20 protein-coding genes are annotated in these 20,590 nt (G+C 62.9%); 11 read left to right on the top strand and 9 right to left on the bottom strand.

Translation table 11 applies throughout. The features are described from left to right. Positions 1–8: 8 nt before the first annotated feature. From rnpA to LAN37_12175, 4 genes are all read left to right on the top strand, one after another. Positions 9–401, top strand: a complete 393-nt coding sequence (gene rnpA, locus LAN37_12190; GenBank protein ID MBZ5647970.1) for a ribonuclease P protein component — start codon at positions 9–11, stop codon at positions 399–401. Next, positions 398–667, top strand: a complete 270-nt coding sequence (gene yidD, locus LAN37_12185; GenBank protein MBZ5647969.1) for a membrane protein insertion efficiency factor YidD — start codon at positions 398–400, stop codon at positions 665–667. The genes rnpA and yidD overlap by 4 nt, the downstream gene beginning before the upstream one ends. A 1-nt stretch (position 668) precedes the next feature. Next, positions 669–2,462, top strand: coding sequence for a membrane protein insertase YidC (yidC, locus tag LAN37_12180; protein MBZ5647968.1), 1,794 nt, complete (start codon positions 669–671; stop codon positions 2,460–2,462). A gap of 306 nt (positions 2,463–2,768) precedes the next feature. After that, on the top strand, positions 2,769–3,200 hold the full coding sequence (locus LAN37_12175; GenBank protein MBZ5647967.1) for a single-stranded DNA-binding protein: 432 nt from the start codon (positions 2,769–2,771) through the stop codon (positions 3,198–3,200). A gap of 170 nt (positions 3,201–3,370) precedes the next feature. On the opposite strand, the gene LAN37_12170 is transcribed toward LAN37_12175, so the two are convergent. Then, on the bottom strand, positions 3,371–5,269 hold the full coding sequence (locus LAN37_12170) for a chloride channel protein (GenBank protein MBZ5647966.1): 1,899 nt from the start codon (positions 5,267–5,269) through the stop codon (positions 3,371–3,373). A gap of 262 nt (positions 5,270–5,531) precedes the next feature. Between LAN37_12170 and LAN37_12165 the strand changes: the two genes are divergently transcribed. The 3 genes from LAN37_12165 to mnmE all read left to right on the top strand — a co-directional run bounded on the left by LAN37_12165 (position 5,532) and on the right by mnmE (position 8,662). After that, positions 5,532–6,392 (top strand): DUF1003 domain-containing protein, encoded by an 861-nt coding sequence (locus LAN37_12165; protein MBZ5647965.1) that lies wholly within the window; start codon positions 5,532–5,534, stop codon positions 6,390–6,392. A 194-nt stretch (positions 6,393–6,586) separates the two neighbouring features. Then, positions 6,587–7,222, top strand: coding sequence for a PEP-CTERM sorting domain-containing protein (locus LAN37_12160; protein MBZ5647964.1), 636 nt, complete (start codon positions 6,587–6,589; stop codon positions 7,220–7,222). A 93-nt stretch (positions 7,223–7,315) separates the two neighbouring features. Then, positions 7,316–8,662 carry a tRNA uridine-5-carboxymethylaminomethyl(34) synthesis GTPase MnmE gene (mnmE, locus tag LAN37_12155; protein MBZ5647963.1) on the top strand — a complete coding sequence of 449 codons (1,347 nt, stop codon included), beginning with the start codon at positions 7,316–7,318 and terminating at the stop codon, positions 8,660–8,662. A 108-nt stretch (positions 8,663–8,770) separates the two neighbouring features. On the opposite strand, the gene LAN37_12150 is transcribed toward mnmE, so the two are convergent. The 4 genes from LAN37_12150 to rsmG all read right to left on the bottom strand — a co-directional run bounded on the left by LAN37_12150 (position 8,771) and on the right by rsmG (position 12,411). Next, complete coding sequence (locus LAN37_12150) at positions 8,771–9,136, bottom strand: hypothetical protein (protein MBZ5647962.1); 366 nt, start codon at positions 9,134–9,136, stop codon at positions 8,771–8,773. Positions 9,137–9,445: 309 nt separating this feature from the next. Beyond that, positions 9,446–10,363 carry a ParB/RepB/Spo0J family partition protein gene (locus tag LAN37_12145; protein ID MBZ5647961.1) on the bottom strand — a complete coding sequence of 306 codons (918 nt, stop codon included), beginning with the start codon at positions 10,361–10,363 and terminating at the stop codon, positions 9,446–9,448. Positions 10,364–10,415: 52 nt separating this feature from the next. Continuing rightward, positions 10,416–11,240: a ParA family protein gene (locus LAN37_12140; GenBank protein MBZ5647960.1), complete on the bottom strand. Its 825-nt coding sequence runs from the start codon at positions 11,238–11,240 to the stop codon at positions 10,416–10,418. Positions 11,241–11,784: 544 nt separating this feature from the next. Next, positions 11,785–12,411, bottom strand: coding sequence for a 16S rRNA (guanine(527)-N(7))-methyltransferase RsmG (gene rsmG, locus LAN37_12135; GenBank protein ID MBZ5647959.1), 627 nt, complete (start codon positions 12,409–12,411; stop codon positions 11,785–11,787). Between the two features lie 266 nt (positions 12,412–12,677). On the opposite strand from rsmG, the gene LAN37_12130 reads away from it, so the two are divergent. Further along, on the top strand, positions 12,678–13,496 hold the full coding sequence (locus LAN37_12130) for a DUF72 domain-containing protein (protein MBZ5647958.1): 819 nt from the start codon (positions 12,678–12,680) through the stop codon (positions 13,494–13,496). A 69-nt stretch (positions 13,497–13,565) separates the two neighbouring features. Then, on the top strand, positions 13,566–14,198 hold the full coding sequence (locus tag LAN37_12125; protein ID MBZ5647957.1) for a hypothetical protein: 633 nt from the start codon (positions 13,566–13,568) through the stop codon (positions 14,196–14,198). Positions 14,199–14,240: 42 nt separating this feature from the next. Here the strand turns inward: LAN37_12125 and LAN37_12120 are convergent, their stop codons facing one another. The 4 genes from LAN37_12120 to LAN37_12105 all read right to left on the bottom strand — a co-directional run bounded on the left by LAN37_12120 (position 14,241) and on the right by LAN37_12105 (position 18,639). Next, positions 14,241–17,213 (bottom strand): protein kinase, encoded by a 2,973-nt coding sequence (locus LAN37_12120; protein MBZ5647956.1) that lies wholly within the window; start codon positions 17,211–17,213, stop codon positions 14,241–14,243. 96 nt (positions 17,214–17,309) lie between these two features. After that, the gene (locus LAN37_12115) at positions 17,310–17,447 is read right to left on the bottom strand and encodes a hypothetical protein (GenBank protein MBZ5647955.1); all 138 of its coding nucleotides are present in this window, start codon (positions 17,445–17,447) and stop codon (positions 17,310–17,312) included. 122 nt (positions 17,448–17,569) lie between these two features. After that, positions 17,570–18,127, bottom strand: coding sequence for a hypothetical protein (locus LAN37_12110; GenBank protein ID MBZ5647954.1), 558 nt, complete (start codon positions 18,125–18,127; stop codon positions 17,570–17,572). Positions 18,128–18,153: 26 nt separating this feature from the next. Next, positions 18,154–18,639, bottom strand: coding sequence for a hypothetical protein (locus LAN37_12105; GenBank protein ID MBZ5647953.1), 486 nt, complete (start codon positions 18,637–18,639; stop codon positions 18,154–18,156). A 518-nt stretch (positions 18,640–19,157) separates the two neighbouring features. On the opposite strand from LAN37_12105, the gene LAN37_12100 reads away from it, so the two are divergent. Beyond that, complete coding sequence (locus tag LAN37_12100; protein MBZ5647952.1) at positions 19,158–19,553, top strand: DUF2384 domain-containing protein; 396 nt, start codon at positions 19,158–19,160, stop codon at positions 19,551–19,553. A 167-nt stretch (positions 19,554–19,720) separates the two neighbouring features. After that, positions 19,721–20,548 (top strand): hypothetical protein, encoded by an 828-nt coding sequence (locus LAN37_12095; protein MBZ5647951.1) that lies wholly within the window; start codon positions 19,721–19,723, stop codon positions 20,546–20,548. The last annotated feature ends 42 nt before the right edge of the window (positions 20,549–20,590 follow it).

Below are 20,590 nucleotides of genomic sequence, written 5' to 3'. Positions count from 1 at the left end.
GGTCTGCAATGCCTTCTGCTGGAGCCCGTTTTCCCAGGTCCGTACGGCTCCTCAAGCACGCAGATTTTGACCACGTGTACCAGAGCGGCAAGCGACATTTTTCCGGGCACATGACCGTCTTTTACTTGCGGCGTAGCTCCGGTGGGCCCCGCGTCGGATTCACCGTCGGCCGCGTCCTCGGCGGCGCGGTGGACCGCAACCGCATCAAGCGCCGCTTGCGCGAGGCGGTGCGGCGACACCTCGCCGGGCTCGCCGCTCCGGTGGACGTGGTCATCAACCCGAAGAAGTCGGTGCTTACGGCGGATTTCGCCGAACTCGACCGCGAAGTCGCACGCGCCTTCGAAAAGATCAGCCGTCCGCCGTCCGTCGCCGGTCGTCAGCCGGGGAACGCTGCAGAATGAAGACGCTTCTCCAACTCGCGCTCCGTTTCTACAAGCGCTGGATCTCTCCCGCGCTGCCGCCGTCGTGCCGCTACGTCCCCAGCTGTTCCGAGTTCGCCATGGAAGCTATCGAGCGCCACGGCACGGTTCGTGGTTCTGGCATGGCGATTTGGAGACTTCTTCGGTGCCATCCCTTCGCCAAGGGTGGATACGATCCTGTTCTGAGTACTGGGTACCGAGTACTGAGTACTTCTTCTTCAACACGCACCCATTCGCACGGAAAATAATTTGCAAGATTTTCAAAATCCGCAACAAGACCCCGGGACGCAGAAGCGTCTGCTCATCGCGTTCGTACTGACCTTCGCGGTCATCATGCTGATGCAGCCGCTACTAAAGAAGTACGGTCCCCAGCCGGAGGCCAAGCCGGCGGAGCAACAACAGCAACAGCAGCAGCCCGCCCCGGCCGCGGCGCCCGCCACCGCTTCAGCGCAGCCCGCCGCTGCGCCCGCGCCCGCCGTCGTTAAGGCCAGGCAAGCTCCCGCGGAATCCGAGACCGTCATCGAGAACGATCTCTACCGCATCACCTTCAGCAACCGCGGTGCGCAGGTGAAGTCCTGGATCCTGAAAAGGTATCTGGACCAGCCCGGTGGCAAGCCGCTCGACCTGGTCAACTCCGTTGCCGCCGCCAAGTTCGGCTACCCGCTCTCCCTGTGGACGTACGATGCCGCTCTACGCGAGAAGCTCAGCTCGGCGCTCTACGTCGCCAGCGCGGCCGGCCCGCAGGAGGCCCCGGTCTCCCTCTCCTTCGAGTACTCCGACGGCGATGTTGCAGTTCGGAAGAAATTCACCTTTGACCACTCCTACGTGGTTATGGTCGAAGCCTCCGTGACCCAGGGCGGTCAGCCCGTCCGCGCCTATCCCGCCTGGCCCGCCGGATTCGGCGACACAGTCAACTTGCCTGGCTACGCAGGGCAGAAGATCGAGTACCAGTCCGCCGACAAGATCACGCGCATCGAGCCCAAGAAAGTTTCCGGCGGCGCCACTCTCAGCGGGCCGTTCCACTGGGCTGGTGCTTCCGACCAGTACTTCGCCGCCGTCTTCCTCCCCGACGAGCCGGAGAGCGCCGATCTCGTCACGCTCCACAACGAGGTCGAGGTCCCCAAGAACCCGGAGAAACCGGTCGCCACCGAGTTGCAAAAGGTCCCGGTGCTCGGCACCGCCCTGGGCAACGTCCATGGCGACACCCGCCAGCGCCTCTTCGTCGGCCCCAAGACGCTCGACGTGCTCGACGCCGTCCACGCTTCGCTCACCAAGTCCGAGCGCGCCGCGGTGCGCCCCGGCGGCGGCGGCGAAGGCGAGTATCACGGCCCCGATCTTACCGGCATCGTGGATTTCGGACGCGTCTTCGGCTTCATCGCCAAGCCCCTCTTCTTGTGGCTGAAGTGGACCTACGAGCACTGGGTGCGCAACTGGGGATGGTCCATCCTCATCCTCACCATCATCATCACCGTCGCCACCTTGCCGCTGAAGATCACCAGCATGAAATCGGCGATGAAGATGGCCAAGATCCAGCCGCAGATCAAGGCCATCCAGGAGAAGTACAAGAAATACAAATTCAACGACCCGCGCAAGGCCGAGATGAACCAGGAGATGAGCGCACTCTACAAGAGCGAGGGAGTCAATCCCGTGGGCGGCTGCTTCCCCATGCTCCTGCAGCTTCCCTTCCTGGTGGCCTTCTACTCCATGCTTGGCGTCGCCGTCGAACTGCGCCACGCACCCTGGCTCTGGATCCGCGACCTCTCCTCCCCAGATCCGCTCCACGTCCTGCCCATCGGCATCATCATTTCCATGTTCTTCGTGCAACGCATGACCCCGCAGGCCGGCATGGACCCGGTGCAGGCCAAGATGATGAACTTCATGATGCCGCTCGTCATCGGCGGCATCTCCTGGACCTTGCCTGCTGGGCTCGGTGTCTACTGGGCCGCCAGCAACCTGCTCGCCATCGTGCAGCAGTGGGGCATCAATCAGACCAAGTTCGGCCGCGAGATGCGCGAAGCCCAGATCAAGCGCGCCAAGAAGTGATTGAGACGGTGACATCTAGGCGCAGGCCGACGGGAGTGGTTGCAGGTGTCATCCTGAGCGAGGTGCGGCCCGGGTTTGGCCGCGCCGAGTCGAAGGACCCCTATCCCGCCGCTGCTCTCGGCTCCGCGCAAGGCAGCTCCGGCCTCCCTGGTTTCGTCCTAATGCAGCCCGCGCGGCTATAATTTCCTTTTCCCGATGCCTATTCCCGACAAAGTCGCCGCCGCCAGGCAGATCGATGCCCTGCTCAAGGACCTTCTCCACAGCGGCGGCTTTCGCCTGAAATACAGGATCGTGGTGAATCCGCCCATGCCCGAGGACCGCGACTGGGAGCGCCCCGACATCCTGGTGGATTTCTCCGGCCCCGACAGCGCCCTCCTGCTCGAGCGTGGTGCCGAGGTCCTGCGCTCCTTCGAGCACGTCGCCCACAAGATGCTCCGCCTCGACAGCGAGGAGCACGAGAAGGTTTCCTTCGACTGCATGAACTTCAAGGCCATGCGCATCGAGGAACTCCGCCTGGCCGCCTCCGTCGCCGCCGAAAAAGTCGCCAAGACCGGCGTGCCCTACCAGTTCGCTCCCATGTCGGCGCGCGAGCGCCGCATCGTCCACCTCGCCCTGCGCGACAACCCCCAGCTCAAGACCGAGAGCCAGGGCGAAGCCGGCCACCGCTTCGTCGTCGTCTATCCCAAGGACTACAAGCCCAAGTCCTCCGCCAAGCCCACCCCCCGCGTCCTGCCGTAACTTTTTTGTGTCGTCCCGAGCCAGCGCGTCCTGCGCGCGAGTCGAGAGCCTGCCCTGAGCGAAGCCGAAGGGGACCCCTAACATCTCCCGAAAACACGTAGGCCGGGCGTCCTCGCCCGGCCTCGTTGTCCCACTCGCCCGATGACTCGATGACTAGTTGACCCGATCCCTCACGCCGATGGCGCCCGCTCCAGCCGGATCAGCTTCACTTCGATGGCCTGCTCGGCGTTGCGTTCTGCATCGAGTCGGCGCTTGTGCGCGCTCAGCATGTCGCTGCGCGTCAACCATCCCACCACTTTGGTCGGCGCCTCGCGCGTGACCACCGGCAGACGACCCACCTCTTCGCTCACCATGTGGTCCGCAGCCTCGCGCACCGAGTTGTCCTCGTACACGATCGCCGGCGGCCGCTTCAGGATGGTGCGCAGCGGTACGTCGAGCCGCGCCTCTGGGCTGAAGATATCTTTCCTGGTCAGCACTCCGACCAGCTCGCCCTGCTTGTCCAGGACCGGCCATCCTTGGTGGCCGGTGCCCTGCGCCCGCGATTCCAGCCAGGCCCGCGCACTTCCGACGGTATCGTCGGCGCCCAGCGCGATTACCTGGCGGGCCGCTGCGTCCTTGACCAGCACCTGGTCCAGGAAATCCACGGTGTAATCCGCGACCACGCGCGCTCCCCGCCGCGCGATCTTTTCCGTCATGATGGTGGTGCGCATCATCAGCGCCGAGATCAGGTAGGCAGCGCTGCATCCGCCCAGCAGCGGCAGCAGTCCCACCGGCTGCCGCGTGGTCTCGAACGCGAACACCACCGACGCCAGCAGCGCCCGCGACGCTCCCGCGAACATCGCCGCCATCCCCACCAGCGCCGCCATCCGCACGTCCATGCCGATCCCCGGGAATGCTGCGATCCCCAGCGCGCCCAGCACCGAGCCCAGCCCCCCGCCGATGGTGAACAACGGCGCCAGCGTGCCCCCCGACGTCCCGCTGCCCAGCGAGATCGCCCAGGAGATGAACTTGAGTACGAATAAGAAAAGCGCCGCCCGCCCCACGATTGTGCCCGAGATGATGTTCCCGATGTTGTCGTATCCGACGCCCAGCGTGTGCGGTGAGAAGTATCCCACCACGCCCACCGCTACCGCACCGATGGCCGGCCACCACATCCAATGGATCGGCAGGTGTCCGAAAGCGTCTTCCACTCCGTACACGGCGCGCGTCACGTACACCGAGGCCACACCCACCAGCGCGCCCAGCACGATGTACATCGCCAGCGCCGATCCGCTCGCCGCCGGCACGTTCGGCATGGGGAAGATGGGCGTGCTCCCCACGAACGCCACCCGGATTCCCGCCGCCGTAGCGCACGCCAGCGCCACCGGGATCACCGACCGCGGCCGGTATTCGAACAGCAGCAACTCGATGGCCAGCAGCACCGCCGAGATCGGGCTGCCGAAAGTCGCTGCCATGCCCGCCGCCGCGCCCGCCGCCAGCAGCGTTTTGCGCTCGTCCGCGGTGATCTTCAGCAATTGCCCGACCAGCGATCCCATGGCGCCCCCGGTCGCGATGATCGGCCCTTCGGCGCCGAATGGCCCACCCATCCCGATGGCGATCGCCGCCGACACCGGCTTCAGGAACGTCACCCGAGGCGGGATGCGGCTCTCCCCCAACAGGATCTGCTCCATGGCTTCCGGGATCCCGTGCCCGCGGATCGCCGCCGACCCGTAGCGCGCCATGAGCCCCACGATCACCCCGCCCATCACCGGGATCACCAGCACCCACGCTCCCCGGTGGTTGTACGCCGGCGAGGTGAACTCGAACGAGAATCGTCCGTAGAAGGAGAGGTTCGTGATCAGCCCGATCAGCCGGGTCAGGGCCTGCGCGACCACGCCCGCCGCCGCTGCAACGGCGATCGACACCAGGCTGATGAACACTACCCGCAGGTTCACCAGCGCCGATTGCCGCGGCGCCCTAGCCTGCTCCAGCGTCGGCGCCAGCCCCGCGTCCATCGGCAGCCCGTTGGTCGTGGACGCGCGCGCCACTTCGTGCCCCTCACCCCCGGCCGGGTTCCGTTCTAGCGTCATGTCTGCTCGCACCTACATCGTACCACGATATGTAGGAACAACGGTCGGCCCCCTGCGAATGAGGCCTGATCCGTTGTCCTTCTGAACGCAGCCTTGTCTGCCGCGCGCGTCGAAGCGCCTGCCCCGGGCGGAGCGAAGGACCCTTCTCCCCCGCGATCGCCGTCCCCAACCCTGTTTCCCGATCATAGACGCGCCCCACAATCCCGTTGCCCTCGGCCCGGCTAACTGGGATGATTCGCCAAGTGGCAAGGGGGTTCTGCCGATGGCAACCGACGCTTCCGCTCTAGCTGAAGTCCCGATGTTTTCCCTGCTCGATCACGACGAACGCGCCACCCTGGGCGAGCTCCTCGACCAGCAACGCTTCGCCAAGGGCGACACCATTTTTTCCTTCGGCGATGCCGGCGAATGCCTCTATCTGGTCCGCTCCGGCCGCGTCGAAGTCTTCGTCGAGAACTTCCAGGGCGACAAGATCCTTCTGGGCGAAAACGAGCCCGGCGACATCTTCGGCGAGATCTCCTTGCTCGACGGCGGTCCCAGGACCGCCACCGCCGTCGCCATCGAGGACACCGATTGCCTCGCCCTCGACCGCGAGAAGCTGCTCGAATTCGTGACTCGCCACCCCCACGCCGCCCTCGACCTGCTCACCGTTATGGGACGCCGCCTGCGCGCCACCGACGAGCTCCTGCGCACCCACGTCACCCGCAATCTGAATGAGGAAGAAGAGGAGCGCCTCACCTTCGGTGAGCGCATCGCAGATCGCGTCGCCAGCTTCGGCGGCTCATGGACTTTCATCATCTCCTTCGGTCTCGTGCTGCTCGCCTGGATGGGCGTCAACCTTTACATGGCCACCCACTCCTTTGATCCTTATCCCTTCATCCTGCTGAACCTGGTGCTTTCCGCTCTCGCTTCCGTCCAGGCGCCGGTCATCATGATGAGCCAGAACCGCCAGGCCGCAAAAGATCGCCTCAAGGCCGACCTCGACTACGAGATCAACCTCAAGGCCGAGCTCGAGGTCGCCCAGCTCCACAACAAGATGGACCGCCTCTACGAGCAGATGCAGGCCCATTTCGCCATCCACGAGAGACGGACCTCCGCCAACTCCGTGGGCTCGACCTCTACCTAGAACGTCATCCCGGGCGAGCGCGGCGCGGCTCCAGCTACCTGCATTTGCCGGCCTCTGATCATCGGCGGTCGCATTACCTTCGTTTCCTTCGTAACCGTCGCGCCATTACCGGTCACGTTACGTTCGCTACATGACCTTTCACCCCCGACCTGCCATGCTTTGCCCATGTTCATCTCTGGATGCGCAAGGTCTCTATGAAACGTTTCTTCTCTCTCGGATTGTTTCTGGCTCTCCTGGTAGCAGCGCCCGCCGTCGCCGACACGGTCAAGTTAGTCGGCGTTGGCGGTGCGAATCAGGGCGGAGTCTATGTCGCCCCGTATTTCCTCAAGGTCAACAACAGCGCGCTTCTCAACGTCATGTGCGACGACTATCTCCACGACGTCACCATCGGTGAGTCGTGGACCGCCACCATCGTTCCCTTCAGCGATATTTCCAGCGGGCGCTTCTGGGACCCCGCTGATCCTGCGACCTCGCTGCACGAGTACGAGATGGCGTTCTGGCTCTTTGACGAGTGGCAGAGCCATCCCTCGCAGGCTGGCAACATCAACTTCGCCCTCTGGGCCATCTTTGATCCTGCCGTGATCGGCCATTCCGGCTGGACCATCGGCCCCAATGCGCAATTGAACAGCGCTTCGTCCTGGCTCTATGCCGCCGAGCATTTCAACGGATCCTTCGACTATTCGAGCTTTTATCTTGTCGTTCCCACCGACCTCTCCCAAACCGGACCCCAGGAATACATCGGGCGCACGCCCGAGCCTGCGGCCCTGGCCCTGGTCGGTACTGGTTTCGTGGCTCTCGGCTTCTTGCGCCGCCGCTTCATTGGCGGCTAGCTCCTCCTTGCGGTGACACGCATGGGCGCGGCTTCGGCCGCGCCTTTCTTCTTCCTCCGTGTCCTTCGCGTCCTCTGTGGTTAAATCCTTGGGTTGCACCCCGACGACACCATCGTCGCCATCTCCACTCCGCCCGGGCGCGGCGGCATCGGCGTCGTCCGCCTTTCCGGCCCCGAGGCTCGCTCCATCGCTTCCCCGCTCCTCCGCCTCAAGCACGACCTGGAGCCGAACCGCGCCATCTTCGGCGAGCTGATCGAGCCCTCCACCGCCGAGCGCATTGACGAGGTCGTCGTCACCTTCTTTGAGAAGCCGCACTCCTACACCACCGACGACGTGCTCGAGATCTCCGCCCACGGCTCGCCTGTGGTCCTGCGCCACATCATCGAACTCTGTCTCGCCCGCGGCGCGCGCCTCGCCGAGCCCGGCGAGTTCACCCTGCGCGCCTTCCTCAATGCACGCCTCGACCTCACCCAGGCTGAAGCCGTCCGCGACCTCATCGAATCCCAGACCCTCTACCAGGCCAAGGTTGCCGCCCAGCAGCTCGAAGGCGCGCTCTCCAGGCGCCTCCAGCCCCTCAAGCAGGAGCTGATCAACCTCATCGCCGTCATGGAAGCCGGCATCGACTTCGCCGAAGACGATGTCGCCGTTCTACCCTGGGACGACATTTCCCGCCGCATCGCCGCCCTCCGCGTGCCACTGGAGAAGCTGGCCGGATCTTTTGCTTATGGCAAGGTAGTGCATGAAGGGCTGACATTGGCCATCGTGGGCCGGCCCAATGTCGGCAAATCGTCTTTATTCAATCGGCTGGTGGAGCGCGAGCGCGCCATCGTGACCGCCACCCCAGGCACCACCCGCGACCTGGTCAGCGAAACCGTCTCGCTGGGCGGCATCCCCGTCCGCCTGGTGGACACCGCCGGCCTCCGCGCCGCCCACGACGAGGTTGAATCCATCGGCATCCAGAAAACCTATGAAGCTGCCGCCGACGCCGACCTCATCCTCGTCGTCCTCGACGTGTCGCAGCACACCAGCGACGACGACGCTCTCATCGCCCGGTTTCAGGATCGCCGTGCAATAGTTGTCGAGAACAAATGTGACTTACTGAGTACCGAGTACCGAGTACTGAGTACCGAGAATGTGCGCACATCCGCGATCTCGGGTGAAGGCATCGATCTTCTGCGGGAGGAGATCCTCAAGAGAGTTGGCAGTGATGGCGCAGCGCGCGAATCCGGCTTCCTCACCAGCGTCCGCCACCAGCAGCTGGTGCGCGACTCCATCTCCGCCCTCGACGCTGCTGCGCAGTCCACCGCCAACCGCGTCCCCCACGAGATGATCCTGCTCGACCTCTACAACGCCCTGCGCGCCCTCGACACCATCACCGGCCAGACCACTGCCGACGACATCCTCAACCTCATCTTCAGCAGCTTCTGCATCGGGAAATGATGTTCCCTGCTGTCATCCTGAGGGCCTCCAGGCCCGAAAGACCTCGGACGCCGCCTGCACCACCAGCCCGGTGAATCGGTCTCTCCCCGGCCCCTGTTCTTGGACGGACTACTTCTTCCCTTGGCTCTCCATCCTCTGTACCCGCCTCTCCATCTGGCTCAGCATCATCTGCCACATGTCGATGTCCAGCTCGAACTGGTGCTTGAGCGGCCCGGTTGTGTTGGTGACAAATCCGAGGTTCGACCTCATCTGGTTCAGGATCACGTTCATCCGTTGCAAGTCCATCTTCATGGCTTCGAGCTCCGCCTGGTCCACGGCGGGCAACGGCGCGCTCTGCGGACTTGCACTTGGACTCTTGGATTGCTTTTGCGTTGGGGCGCCATTCGCTGTCGTGGTCTGGCCTACTCCCATCGGCCCGGCTGCGATGCCCAGCACCAGCATGCAGCAGGCGAGATACATGGTTCCGCGTGACATACTCCCTCCTGCAAGATCATCGATCACAGCTATTCTCTCTCTGGAAACTGGATTGTGGGGTCCCGGAGAAGATTTGGTTCCGGCTCGCCCGGCGACAAAGCCATCGCGGCATCATCATCCCCAGCGCGCCCAGAAACACGCCGGCCGGGCGCCCTCGCCCGGCCCTTTGCTTCCTGACAGATTTATTGTTGTGTCATCCTGAGCGAGAGCTCGCTTTGCGAGCGCGAGTCGAAGGACCCCTATCGCATTCCGGAAACTCGTCGACCGGCTGCCCCGCCTGTTGGCCCTGCGCCGGGCCCTGACTACCAGCTACTTCTTCGACAGCATCTCCACCACCCGGTCGAAGTCCTCCAGCGACCCGTACTCGATCACGATCTTCCCTTTTCCCCGCTTGTCCTTGATCCGAACCCGCACGCCCAGCGCCCGCTCCATCTCCTGCTCCGCCGCGCGTACGTTCGGGTCCACGTGCTTGGGCGGCGCCGTGGTCTTCTCCGTCGGCACCTTGATATCGAACACCACATCCTCGAGCTGGCGCACCGACAACGCCTCGTCCAGGATCTGCTTCGCCACCTTGGTGATCGCCTCTGCGTCCTCCAACGACATCAGCACCTTGGCGTGGCCGAACGAGATTGCCCCTTGCTGGACATTGGATTTCACCTCCGCCGGCAGTTTCAGCAACCGCAGGTAGTTGGCGATCTCCGAGCGCGGCTTGCCCGTCCGCTCCGCCATCTGCTCCTGCGTCAGCCCGAATTCCCGCGACAGCCGGTCGAACGCCTCCGCCTGGTCGATCGGATTCAGGTCCTCGCGTTGCAGGTTCTCGATGATGGTCATCTCCATCGCTTTCTCGTTCGAGACCTGCTTCACCACCGCCGGCACCGTCGCCTTCCCTGCTTTCTTCGACGCCGCCAGCCGCCGCTGCCCCGCGATCAATTGGTACCGCCCGCCCTCCCCGGTGCGCACGATGAGCGGTTCGATGACGCCTGCCGACCTGATCGACTCCGCCAGTTCCTGCAGCGAGGTGTCGTTGACGCTGGTGCGCGTCTGGTACGGGTTGCGGTCGATGAGATCCACCGCGATCTGCTGCACCGCCTCGCCCACCGGCGCAGCCGGTGCCGCCACCGCAGGGGCTCCCGCCACCGGGACTTGCGGCGCCACCTGCGTTTTTGGCAGCAGCGAATCCAGCCCCCGCCCCAGCGCCTTCCGTTTCTCTGTCGTCTGGATGGTCATCTCATTCACTTCTGCGCTCTGACTTCTTCGATCCTCGATGTTTTATATCGTGTCACGATATAATTTCCCTTCCCGGCTCCGCCCCCAGCGCCACCTCCGCCGCCGTCGCCTGCCCGTTCGCCCGTTCCAGGATCTCCTTGGCCAGCCGGATGTACGCCTCCGCCCCGCGCGACCGCACGTCGTACAGCAGCGCCGGCTTGCCGTAGCTGGGCGCTTCCGCCAGCCGCACGTTCCGCGGGATCGTCGTCCGGCACAACTTTTCCCCGAAGTATCCCCTCAGCTCATTCGCCACCTGCTGCGCCAGGTTGGTGCGCTCGTCGTACATGGTCAGCACCACGCCCTCGACCGTCAGCTCCGGGTTGAAGTTCTGCCGGATGCGCTCCATGGTGTCCAGCAGTTCGCTCACGCCTTCCAGCGCGAAGTACTCCGCCTGCATGGGGATCAGTACAGAATCCGCCGCCACCAGCGCGTTCAACGTCAGCAGGTCCAGCGCCGGCGGACAATCCAGCACGATGTAGTGGAACCTGTCGCGCAGCGGTTCGATGACGTCCCGCAGCCGGAACTCGCGTCGTTCCGCCGTCACCAGCTCGATGTTGGCGCCGATCAGGTTCTTGTGCGACGGGATGGCCCACAGGGTTTCCAGGTCCGTCGCCTGGACGGCTTCATCGGCGGCGGCCGCCCCCATGAGAAGGTGGTAGGTGTTCAGCCGCTCCGGATTGCGATCGAATCCCAGACCGCTCGAGGAGTTCGACTGCGGATCGCAATCCACCAGCAGCACGTGGATCTCGGCGGCGGCCAAAGACGCAGCCAAGTTGATGGCGGTCGTGGTCTTTCCCACCCCGCCTTTCTGGTTAGCTACCGCTATGACGCGTCCCATGCTTTTCCGGAAAACCGCTACGCGAGAGTATCCGCCGAGCATTCCACATTCAAGGAAAGAATATTGTGGAAACTGTGGATTTGTTCCACGTGGAACATTCCCGATGGGATATGCCGGGGCTGGCCAAATTGTTCCACGTGGAACATCTCGGAATTTCCCACCCAGGGGTTCGCCCCCAGGCCTGGATCGTGGGCCACGGACCACTTTTTATCAGTCGGGCGCTTGTATGTCCTGGTGCGCGGCTAGCGTGGCGTAGCCAAAATGTTTACTGATGTGGTTCGGATGCCAAACTCGTACCACTTTAGCCAGTCTAAGTCGCTGATATTTGGGACACGATACAACATTATAGCTAAAATACCACATAGTTGTACCACTATTTATAGTTTGATACGTACCTACTATGGTTCCACAGGAAGAACATGGCTAAGCCGTTGCTACTGATACGTCTGCACCACTTTGCCTGCTGTGAGCGGCTCTTATTGGGACGCTTGGTCATCAGACCAACCATTTCTCGTTGTTACTTACCACTATTATTTACTACTTATTAACTCTTATGGCTCATACCAACGAGCAGGACGCGGCGAGAGGAACCAGGGATGTCAACAGTCCGGAACCAGGAAAATCGTGGCAAAAGAGCCTTTGCGGGCTGTATCTGAGCCTTTCCGATGAGCAGAGCAAGGCGGCCGGCGGGCGCGGTCAGGCGGGCGGCGACCGGCAGAACCGACTCAAAGTGCTCCACGGCGCGCAGGGTCACGAGCTCGGCGCGATCCCGGAAATCCTCCGCGCGGCCGCTGAAAACCGTCACTTCGGCCAGCTCGAGCGCGCGCACGACTTCCTTCAGAAACGTCGCCTTCTTGTTCTGCGCTTCGATCAGGACCAGGCGCAATCGGGGCGCATGGATCTTCAGAGGCAGGCCGGGGAAGCCGGCGCCCGAACCCACGTCGATCGCGCTCGCGCCCGCGCCCGGGGCAGGGAAGAGCTGCCCGGCGGCGAAGAGCGACTCCCCAAAATGTCGTGTAACGATATTATCTTCGCCGCGCACCGACGTCAGATTGGTGCGCGCGTTCCATTTCATCAGCAGAGCGAGATATTCCGAGATCTGCGCGAGCTGGGCCTCCGTCAGCCCAGTGACGTACGGCTCCAGCCGGGACGCGATGGCGCCAAGGTCCACGCAGGCATTTAAGCACATGGGTGCCCTGGACTGTTCCTCGCGCGATCCGTCGTCCGGGAGTTGCCGGAATCGCCGCGGCACACTACAGTAGCGCCCCACGAGTTCGTCGCAGCCCCAACATCCCGATCTTCGCCGAGGTCCCGAATGGATCGGTCTTTCAGGTCCCTGTTGTCCTGCACCCCCGTGCTCGCCACCGGGTTGCTTGCGTCGTCGCCGGCGCAGACCGGGCCGGGGAAGGGCGCCACGCCGCAGGCCATAAGCGCATGATGCGCGTGGGGACATCGGCGTTCACGGCGGCGGGGTGGGAGGGCGTGTTTTATCCCGAGGGGGTCAAGAGCGGGGAATACCTCTCTTACTACTCGCAGCAGTTCGGCACGGTCGAGGTGGACAGCACCTTCTACCGCATCCCGGCATTCAGCACCGTGCGCAAGTGGCGCGACCAGACGCCCGAAAAGTTCGTCTTTGCCTGCAAGGTCCCGCAGGTGATCACGCACGAAAAAGTCCTGGTGGACTGCGATGATGAGATGCGGGCTTTCGTCGAGGCCATGGAAGGCCTGGGCGAAAAGCTGGGTCCCATGCTGCTCCAGTTCCCCTACTTCAACAAGAAAGCCTTCAAGTCGCCGGACGAATTCCTCAAGCGCTTGGCCCCGTTCCTGAAGAAGCTGCCCAAGGCGCACCGCTGGGCGCTGGAGATCCGCAACAAGACCTGGGTGAGCGAAGGTTTTCTGGAGCTGTTGCGCGACCACAAGGTCGCGCTGGCGCTGATCGACCATCCCTGGATGTCGGTGGGCCGTCCGTCGGGTCCGGGATTCTGGGAAGGGAAGGACTGCCTGACCGCCGACTTCCTCTATATACGGCTGCTGGGCGACCGCTACGGCATCGAGGAGCGCACCAAGACCTGGGACAAGGAGATCGTGGACCGCCGTCGCGAGCTGCGCGAGTGGGTGGACTTTTGCCGCAAGGTGCAGCGCGGCGGCGACGAGTACTACGTCTACATCAACAATCACTACGCCGGGCACGCGCCGGCCACTGCGCGGAAATTCCTGGAGCTGTGGGGCGGGAAGGCGGCCAAAACCATCGGGTGATGGCGAGATCGGGCCATCGTGAACACCGCCGATGCTCCGAGATGACCGGCGCGGCGGTATAGTACGCTCATGCGCAAACTCATTTTCCTGATGCTGCTGCTGACGGCGGTGGCCGCCTTCGCCGGCGACAAGAAGCCTCAGCCCACGCTGCTGGCTCGTCCCAATCAGACGGTGGAGATCAAGGGACTGAAGGTGCCGGCGCTGGCCCAGAAGTGCGAGAACTTCGGCTGGGCGGCGGGCGTCGAACTGATGCTGCGCATGCAGGGCGTGGTCCTCGACCAGAGATACTGGGTCACCAAGATGGACGGCGGAGAGCTGTGCATCACGCAACTGCGCACCATGGAGGAACTGGCCAAGATCGTCGACGGGGAATACATCCTCGACGTCGCTCGCAAGGTGCGTCTGCGGGCCAGGTACACCAACGGCGCGCCCGCGGTGCTCGACGACCTGATCGTCTCCATCCGTGAGGGTTCGCCCTGGCTGTTCCTATGGAAGGGCCATCCCTACCTGGCCTACGCGATGACCTACGACGAGTTCATCGGGCCCAATAACGCCCGCATTTTCATGGTGAGGGAGATCAAGCTCATAGATCCGCTGGTCAGCGAGGACGACCCGCAGCGCAAGGTGAGCTTCGTGCGCGACCGCGACAACCTCGCCGAAGTGGACGGCACCATGCGCGTGCAGGCCACGCCCATCGAGTAAGCGATTTCACCCTGGCCTTCTTCTCTTAACTGGGCGACACCATCACTGCACATTCGCGTACTCTGCCTTGGCCTGGGCGAGGACTGGGATGTCGGGGTCGGCGTCTTTCCAGAGTGCGAGGAAATCCTGGAAGGCGGTGCGGGCGGCGGCCTTGTCGCCCTTGCCGGCGTAGGCGCGGGCGAGTTCGAGCTGGCAGAAGGCGCGCACCGGCGCTTCCGCTCCGAAGTACTTCAAGTCGACCAGGATGTGACGGAAGGAAGCGATGGCATCGTCGTATCGGCCGGCCTGCCGCTGGGCCCGGCCACGAAGATACTGGGTCTCGAAGGTACGCCCGTCATAGCTGCGGGCCGGCTCGAGCATTTCGATGGCCTTGGCGGCATTGCCTTTGTTCATCTCCACCGCGGCGCGGATCGAGGGGACATCCCGAAGTCGGACCCACTCGTTATCGGGCTGCGTCTTGGCCGCAGCGTCCGCCGCGGACAGTGCGCGGGCGGCATCCCCGGTCTCGGCCGCTACGGCTGCGGCGGAGAGCTCCAGCTCGGGAGAGCGGAAGATCTTGAGTCCCGCATCCACATCGCGAAGCGCCTCAGCTTTCTGCCCCGCCAAAGCACGGTCGATGGCTTCAGATATCAGCACATCGGCGGCAGGCTGCTTCGCGCCCAGGCGCTGGAGCAGTTCGACGGCTTCGCGATGGATCTCCGAGGCGCGACGGAATCGGCCATGCAACATGGCGTCGTTGGCTTGCACGCTCAGCAGATGCGACCGGCCCTCGTCGCTCGCGTTTAACGCCGCCGTTTCCCGGTCGATCGCGGCCTGGTCGCCGCCTGCCATCGCGACTACCAGCAGCATGCGGTGGTGCAGAGGAGAGGTAGCCTTGCGCTCCGCCGCCTGAGCCAGCACGGCCTTCGCTTCATCCACCCGTCCGAGACCAAAATACGCCGCCGCCGTGATGGTGTAGCCGAACTGCGTATCGGGGTTCAGGCGGATCGCCTCCTGCCCATTCTCCAGCGCCTTGTCGAAGCGGCCCAGGGCTACGTACTCATTGGCCAGATTGTTGGGAGGGATGCTGTCGCGCGGATAAGTCTGGTGGTAGAGCTCGTAGGCCTGGATGCCCTTTTGGATCTGTCCGCCGTCCGTGTAGTAGTGAGCGACGATGTAGAGACGCTCACGCTCGCTGGCGCGATCCTTCAGGTCGAAGGCCTTTTGCGCGTACTCGCGGCGCAGCGTGGGCTCGCCCAGGTTGCTGTACACGGTGCCCAGGCGGGCGTAGGCGCTGGCGAAATTCGGGTCGAGCTCGATGGCGTGCTTGTAGAGCGGGATGGACTCGAGCTCCTGGCCGATATTGCGCTTCTGGTCGGCGAGAGTGTAGGCCTTCAACGCCTCCAGGGACGACGTGCTTGCCTCCTGCAATGGCTTGTCGAACTTCTGGATGGACGCCACCGACTCGCCCAGCTTCTCGCGGATCTGCCGGCCCGCTTTGTCGAGCGCGGCCAGCACTTCTTCCTTGCCCGAGGCCTGGGCGTCGGCCCGGGCGATCGAGTCGCCGTTGGCGGCGTTCACCGCTTCCAGCGTCACCACGTACTGGCTTCCAAGATTGGCGATGGAGCCGGTGAGCATCGCCTTCACCCCGGCGCGCTGGCAGATCTCGCGCCCGATGTCCGTGGTGACCCGCGTGTCCGCCGGGCGTCCCATGAACTTCAGCGTCTCCTGCACCTTGCGGTCATTGACCACGTTCAGATACGGCGACTGCTCCAGGTCCACGGCCAGCGCCTTCTTCAGCGTACCGTCAAACATCGAATCGCCGGTGGTGTTGGTGAAGTCGGTGAGCAGGATCCAGTCTTTCTCCGTCATCGCCTTGGCGCGGCGGGAATAGAGGAAGAGGCCCACGCCCAGGGCCGCGATGAGGACCACAGCGATGGCGACGATCCCTCGCGGGAAGCGTCCCGTCTGCGCCGCGACCGTCGCCGACGAGGAAGCTGCGGCCACCGCCACCGTGGAGGCGGAAGAGGGTGCGGGCGCCGCGGCCACCGCAGGCGTGGACGGTGTCGAGGCCGGCGCCGCCGGCGCTGCCGAACCCGATGGCGCGGGCGGTGCGTAAGCCGCCGGAGCGGGCGCCGGAGCGGGCGCGGCCTGCACCGCGGCGCTGCGCCCGGAATCGATCTGCCGTTTCACCCGCTTCAGATCGGCGCGCAGGTCCGCGGCCGACTGGTAGCGCAGCTCCGCGTCCTTCTCCAGCGCGGTGTTGATGACGCGTTCCAGCTCCGCCGGCAGGTTTGGATTCAGGCGCACCGGCGCGGTGGGCGCGCGGTTCAGGATGGCGTCGAAGATCACCGCCGAGGTCGCACCGGAGAACGGCTGCCGCCCCGTGGCCATCTCGTACAGCACCGCGCCGAAGGAGAAGATGTCGGAGCGCGCGTCGATCTCCTCCCCGCGCGCCTGCTCCGGACTCATGTAAGCGACGGTTCCGACGGTGGAGCCCGGGCTGGTGAGGTGCTCTTCGGCGGCGGTGGCCTGCGCCGACATCGCGCTGGGCGCGCCCGGCATCAGCTTCTGCTTGGCCAGCCCGAAGTCCAGCACCTTGGCCTGCTTGCGCTTGGTGATGAACAGGTTCGCCGGCTTGATGTCGCGATGGATGATGCCCGCGGCGTGCGCGGCGTCGAGCGCGTCGGCGATCTGGATGCCCAACTCCAGCAGTTGCTCCACCCCGATCGGCTGGCCCTCGATGCGGTGCTTCAGCGTCTGCCCCTCCAGCAGCTCCATCACGATGAAGTGCCGTCCCTGGTGCGCGTCGATGTCGTGGATGGTGCAGATGTTGGGGTGATTGAGGGCGCTGGCGGCCCGGGCCTCGCGCTGGAAGCGTTCCAGCGCCGCGGGGTTGGTTTCCAGGTCGTCGGGCAGGAACTTGAGCGCCACCTTGCGGCCCAGGCGGATGTCTTCCGCTTCGTAGACCACGCCCATGCCGCCGCCGCCCAGCCGCTGGAGCACGCGATAGTGGGAAACCGTCTGCCCGATCATTGTCCCTCTGTCCCGGAAGTCCGGGCAGCATAGCACAGGGAAGCGCGGTTGGTGTGGCTGGGCTGGAGTCCGTGCTAACGATGTTGGAAGGCGCTGTCAGGAGACGTCAGGAGGTTTTCCGGCGCCCATCTGCCGCCGCTCCCGCAGCCAGCGCCGCAGGAAACCGAGCAACACCAGCGGCACGACCAGGAGGATGGCCAGCACGTCGCGCAGAGTGGTCCGAGGATGCCGCATCGATCCTCGACCCTAACCCCGAACGGCATCCACGCAAGTAGAAAACTGGGTTCTGTTCTGAATTCAGAACAAAGCCTTGCAGGCCTCGTCTGGATCGATCCGCGAAACGGAAACGTGAAACTCTAGCGCGGCCAGAGCCAGCCGAAGGTGCCCGCGGTCAGCAGGCCGTAGACCAGGCCGTCGATCACTTCCTTGATGACCATGCTCCACGGCTGTCCCTTCCAGATGCCATTGCTGATATTCCCAAGGCCGTAGCCGAGGAAGCCCGCGGTCCCGACCACGCGGAACACCGCGAGGTAGTGCGCACCGGGGGCCAGCGTGTGCGCCGCCAGGTACGCGACGAAGAAATTGATCAGCAGGCAATAGCCGATCCATTGGCCCAGGAACTTCGGCATCTGCGGCATGCCGGTGGGGAAGACGGTGAGGATGCCGCACGGCCCTTGCTTCCACTTTTCCGCCATCTCCGGCGACTTCATCTCTTCGTGCTTGCAGTAGGGGAACATGTACAAGCCGCGGGTCAGGGCGGCGGCGCGCAGCACCGGGAGCAGCTTGTCTTCGTCGGGGAGCTTGCGGTAGTCGCCCTGGTGATACTTCAGGGCCATGTGCATGACGGAACTGGCGATGAACACGATCACCGCGGACAGGACGATCGGCAGCCACAACGAAGCAAGCGAGACCATGGGACTCCTCCTGAACTCGCGGGAAGTCAGCGCAGCCTACGCCCGGGAGGGCAATGGGTCAAGACCTGGGGTTCGCTCAGCAGGTGCCAGGCTTCGCGGAATTTTTCGAACTTGCCGCGGCTGCGTTTCTTGTGGGGGTAGAGGGCAGCGGCCTTGGCGGGGATGACCTCGGAGGCGGGGATGATGTACCAGATGTCGAGGGGCATGATCCATCCGGCGAAATAGTCGAGGTCGCCGCGGCGATAGGGATGACCAAGGCTGCGGCGGGTGGAAAGGACATAACCACAGCGGGTCAAAACACTGACGGCTTTTACCTGAATCGAATAAAGATAACCTCCGCGGTCTCCGCGGCCTCTGCGGTTGGATGGTTTTCGCAGTTGGACAATGAAGTCGTAAGGGGCGCTGTCCCAGAGGGGTTTGGAGACAATCAGCGCATGGTCAAACGCAGCCTTGATGAAGGCACACTCCGCCCGCTCCCCGATTAGTTTGGGGTTCCACTGACGCTTGGGCATTTTGGAGGAAGTAGCTGGAAGCTAGCAGCTAGTAGGTCTTTTCGGGATCCTTCGCCTTCGGCTCAGGATTTCGCCAGCGGGCTCCCGCTGCGCTCACGCCCGAAAAGCGGCTCAACTCTCTACTTCCAGAATAGCAATTCACCAGGGGTGAATCCGACGTTTTCCACAATTTTCTATTTCCTGCCGCACCAGTGGCTTAGCGGGTTTTGTAGCTTTCAGGGGTATTGACAGCTGAACCGTGAGGGGTTCTTCGGGTTTGCTAGAAACGAGAAACTCGAAACTGACTCTCTTCTTTTAGAATAGCATTTTCAGCACCCCAAAAGTACCACCCCGCCGTCACCTCGATTTCCCACGCAATCAGCCACTTAGCCGGATTTATAGCTTCCAGAGGTATTGACAACATAGTCTGGACGATCCAGCAGACCAGTGAATGCATAGCAATTATGTTGTCATTTGTATGATATTTTATTGACATTCATGTGCTATTGAGCTAGAGTTCTGCATGTGGGGAGGGACGAATGGCAGTAGTAGCACACTCGCGTGCACGGCCAGACTTGAGGGCGCACAGGGAAGCCATCGAGCTAGCTTTTCCGGACCTCGTGAGAGGACTGGCGGGGATGCTAGGCAAGAAGCTCACCGCCTACATCGCCGGCGTGAAAGATGTTCGCGCCGTGGAGCGCTGGATCGATGGTTCTGAGCCCTATAAAGGCGCAGAAGTCAGGCTGCGCCTGGCGTACCACGTTGCCAAGGTGCTGAGCGAGTACGAAGGTCAGAGGATCGTTCAGGCTTGGCTCACAGGACTGAATCCCGAGCTCGACGATCGTGTGCCGATCCGCTTGCTTCGCGAGGGAGATCCTGAAGTTGTTGGACCGCAGATCCTCGGTGCGGTCCGAGCATTCCTAGCTGGAGGTTAAGGAAATCACTTGGTTCCATCCGGTGAGATCTACCGACTCGGGCGCAAGCCGGACCCGTGGGCTCCTCCCGATTGGGTGAGCACTGTTCGCCTATCACAAACTGAGTCGTGGAGAAGAACGCTCGAGTCGGACACTGCCTCGGCGAAATTGTATAAAGGAGATCCCGAATGAATAGCCCGGGTACAAGCACCGAGCAATGGTGGTTCACGTCGATGTTGGGCAATTTCTTCGAGTATTTCGCTGACGAAGTCCACATCTTCTTAACGGTTGAAGAAGTTTTCACATTTTGCAGCAGCCCCGCCGCAGCGAACCTTCCTGGCTTAACCTCGCTGAAATCCGACCCGCTCGACTTAACGGTATTTCTGCGTACTGAAGTCACGAATGGATTTCCCACGGTGCATATGCACTCAGCTGTCGCCATGTTCGCAGCTTGGGAATCCATCATGTCGGAAGTCCTAGTTGGTTGGCTTTTGAAACACCCTGAGATTGTGCAAAAGCAGGTTTTCGCAAAAGTAAGGATAAAGTTCGTCGACTACACGGCTATGGAACCGAGAGAGCGCATGCGCCACCTTTTGAGTGAGGTGAAGAGAGAACTACCACGATCTTCTTCTCAGTTCGGTACGTTCAAGTCACTTGCCGCAGAGTGCGACCTCCCATTTCCCGACAACGAAAGCGACCGTCGTAATCTGCTGGAATTGTGTGCAGTTCGAAACGCAACTGTGCATCACTCCGGAATTGCGGATTCGAAGTTTCGCGCACAAGCGCCGTGGACAAATTGGAAGGAAGGAGAAAAGATTCGATTGTCAACGGACGACGTCTCGAGATATGGCAATGCTGTAATGTTTTTTGTTGGGCATCTTGCAGTTAATCTCATCGCGAGTATTGGGGGATTAGGACTTCCTTCGCAGGACATTTTCGACGGCATCCGGTTCCCTCAGCCATGGAGAGATCCACTCGTAAGGATGTACCAGGAAAGCGCTAGAAAAGACTCCTGACGAATACCGGAGAAAAGAAGCAAGGGCGCAAGTCGCGCCCTT

It is taken from the genome of Terriglobia bacterium (genome assembly GCA_020073495.1).
In the GTDB taxonomy this organism is placed as follows: domain Bacteria; phylum Acidobacteriota; class Terriglobia; order Terriglobales; family Acidobacteriaceae; genus JAIQFD01.
Note: the sequence above shows the minus strand (reverse complement) of the source record. Positions and strands in the feature narration are given on the sequence as shown.

Coding starts and splice junctions, on each gene's coding strand:
- rnpA (MBZ5647970.1), top strand. CDS start 9: ATGCCTTCTGCTGGAGCCCGTTTTCCCAGGTCCGTACGGCTCCTCAAG.
- yidD (MBZ5647969.1), top strand. CDS start 398: ATGAAGACGCTTCTCCAACTCGCGCTCCGTTTCTACAAGCGCTGGATC.
- LAN37_12175 (MBZ5647967.1), top strand. CDS start 2,769: ATGCCCGAGGACCGCGACTGGGAGCGCCCCGACATCCTGGTGGATTTC.
- LAN37_12170 (MBZ5647966.1), bottom strand. CDS start 5,269: ATGACGCTAGAACGGAACCCGGCCGGGGGTGAGGGGCACGAAGTGGCG.
- LAN37_12165 (MBZ5647965.1), top strand. CDS start 5,532: ATGGCAACCGACGCTTCCGCTCTAGCTGAAGTCCCGATGTTTTCCCTG.
- LAN37_12160 (MBZ5647964.1), top strand. CDS start 6,587: ATGAAACGTTTCTTCTCTCTCGGATTGTTTCTGGCTCTCCTGGTAGCA.
- LAN37_12150 (MBZ5647962.1), bottom strand. CDS start 9,136: ATGTCACGCGGAACCATGTATCTCGCCTGCTGCATGCTGGTGCTGGGC.
- LAN37_12145 (MBZ5647961.1), bottom strand. CDS start 10,363: ATGACCATCCAGACGACAGAGAAACGGAAGGCGCTGGGGCGGGGGCTG.
- LAN37_12140 (MBZ5647960.1), bottom strand. CDS start 11,240: ATGGGACGCGTCATAGCGGTAGCTAACCAGAAAGGCGGGGTGGGAAAG.
- LAN37_12130 (MBZ5647958.1), top strand. CDS start 12,678: ATGCGCGTGGGGACATCGGCGTTCACGGCGGCGGGGTGGGAGGGCGTG.
- LAN37_12125 (MBZ5647957.1), top strand. CDS start 13,566: ATGCGCAAACTCATTTTCCTGATGCTGCTGCTGACGGCGGTGGCCGCC.
- LAN37_12120 (MBZ5647956.1), bottom strand. CDS start 17,213: ATGATCGGGCAGACGGTTTCCCACTATCGCGTGCTCCAGCGGCTGGGC.
- LAN37_12115 (MBZ5647955.1), bottom strand. CDS start 17,447: ATGCGGCATCCTCGGACCACTCTGCGCGACGTGCTGGCCATCCTCCTG.
- LAN37_12110 (MBZ5647954.1), bottom strand. CDS start 18,127: ATGGTCTCGCTTGCTTCGTTGTGGCTGCCGATCGTCCTGTCCGCGGTG.
- LAN37_12105 (MBZ5647953.1), bottom strand. CDS start 18,639: ATGCCCAAGCGTCAGTGGAACCCCAAACTAATCGGGGAGCGGGCGGAG.
- LAN37_12100 (MBZ5647952.1), top strand. CDS start 19,158: ATGGCAGTAGTAGCACACTCGCGTGCACGGCCAGACTTGAGGGCGCAC.
- LAN37_12095 (MBZ5647951.1), top strand. CDS start 19,721: ATGAATAGCCCGGGTACAAGCACCGAGCAATGGTGGTTCACGTCGATG.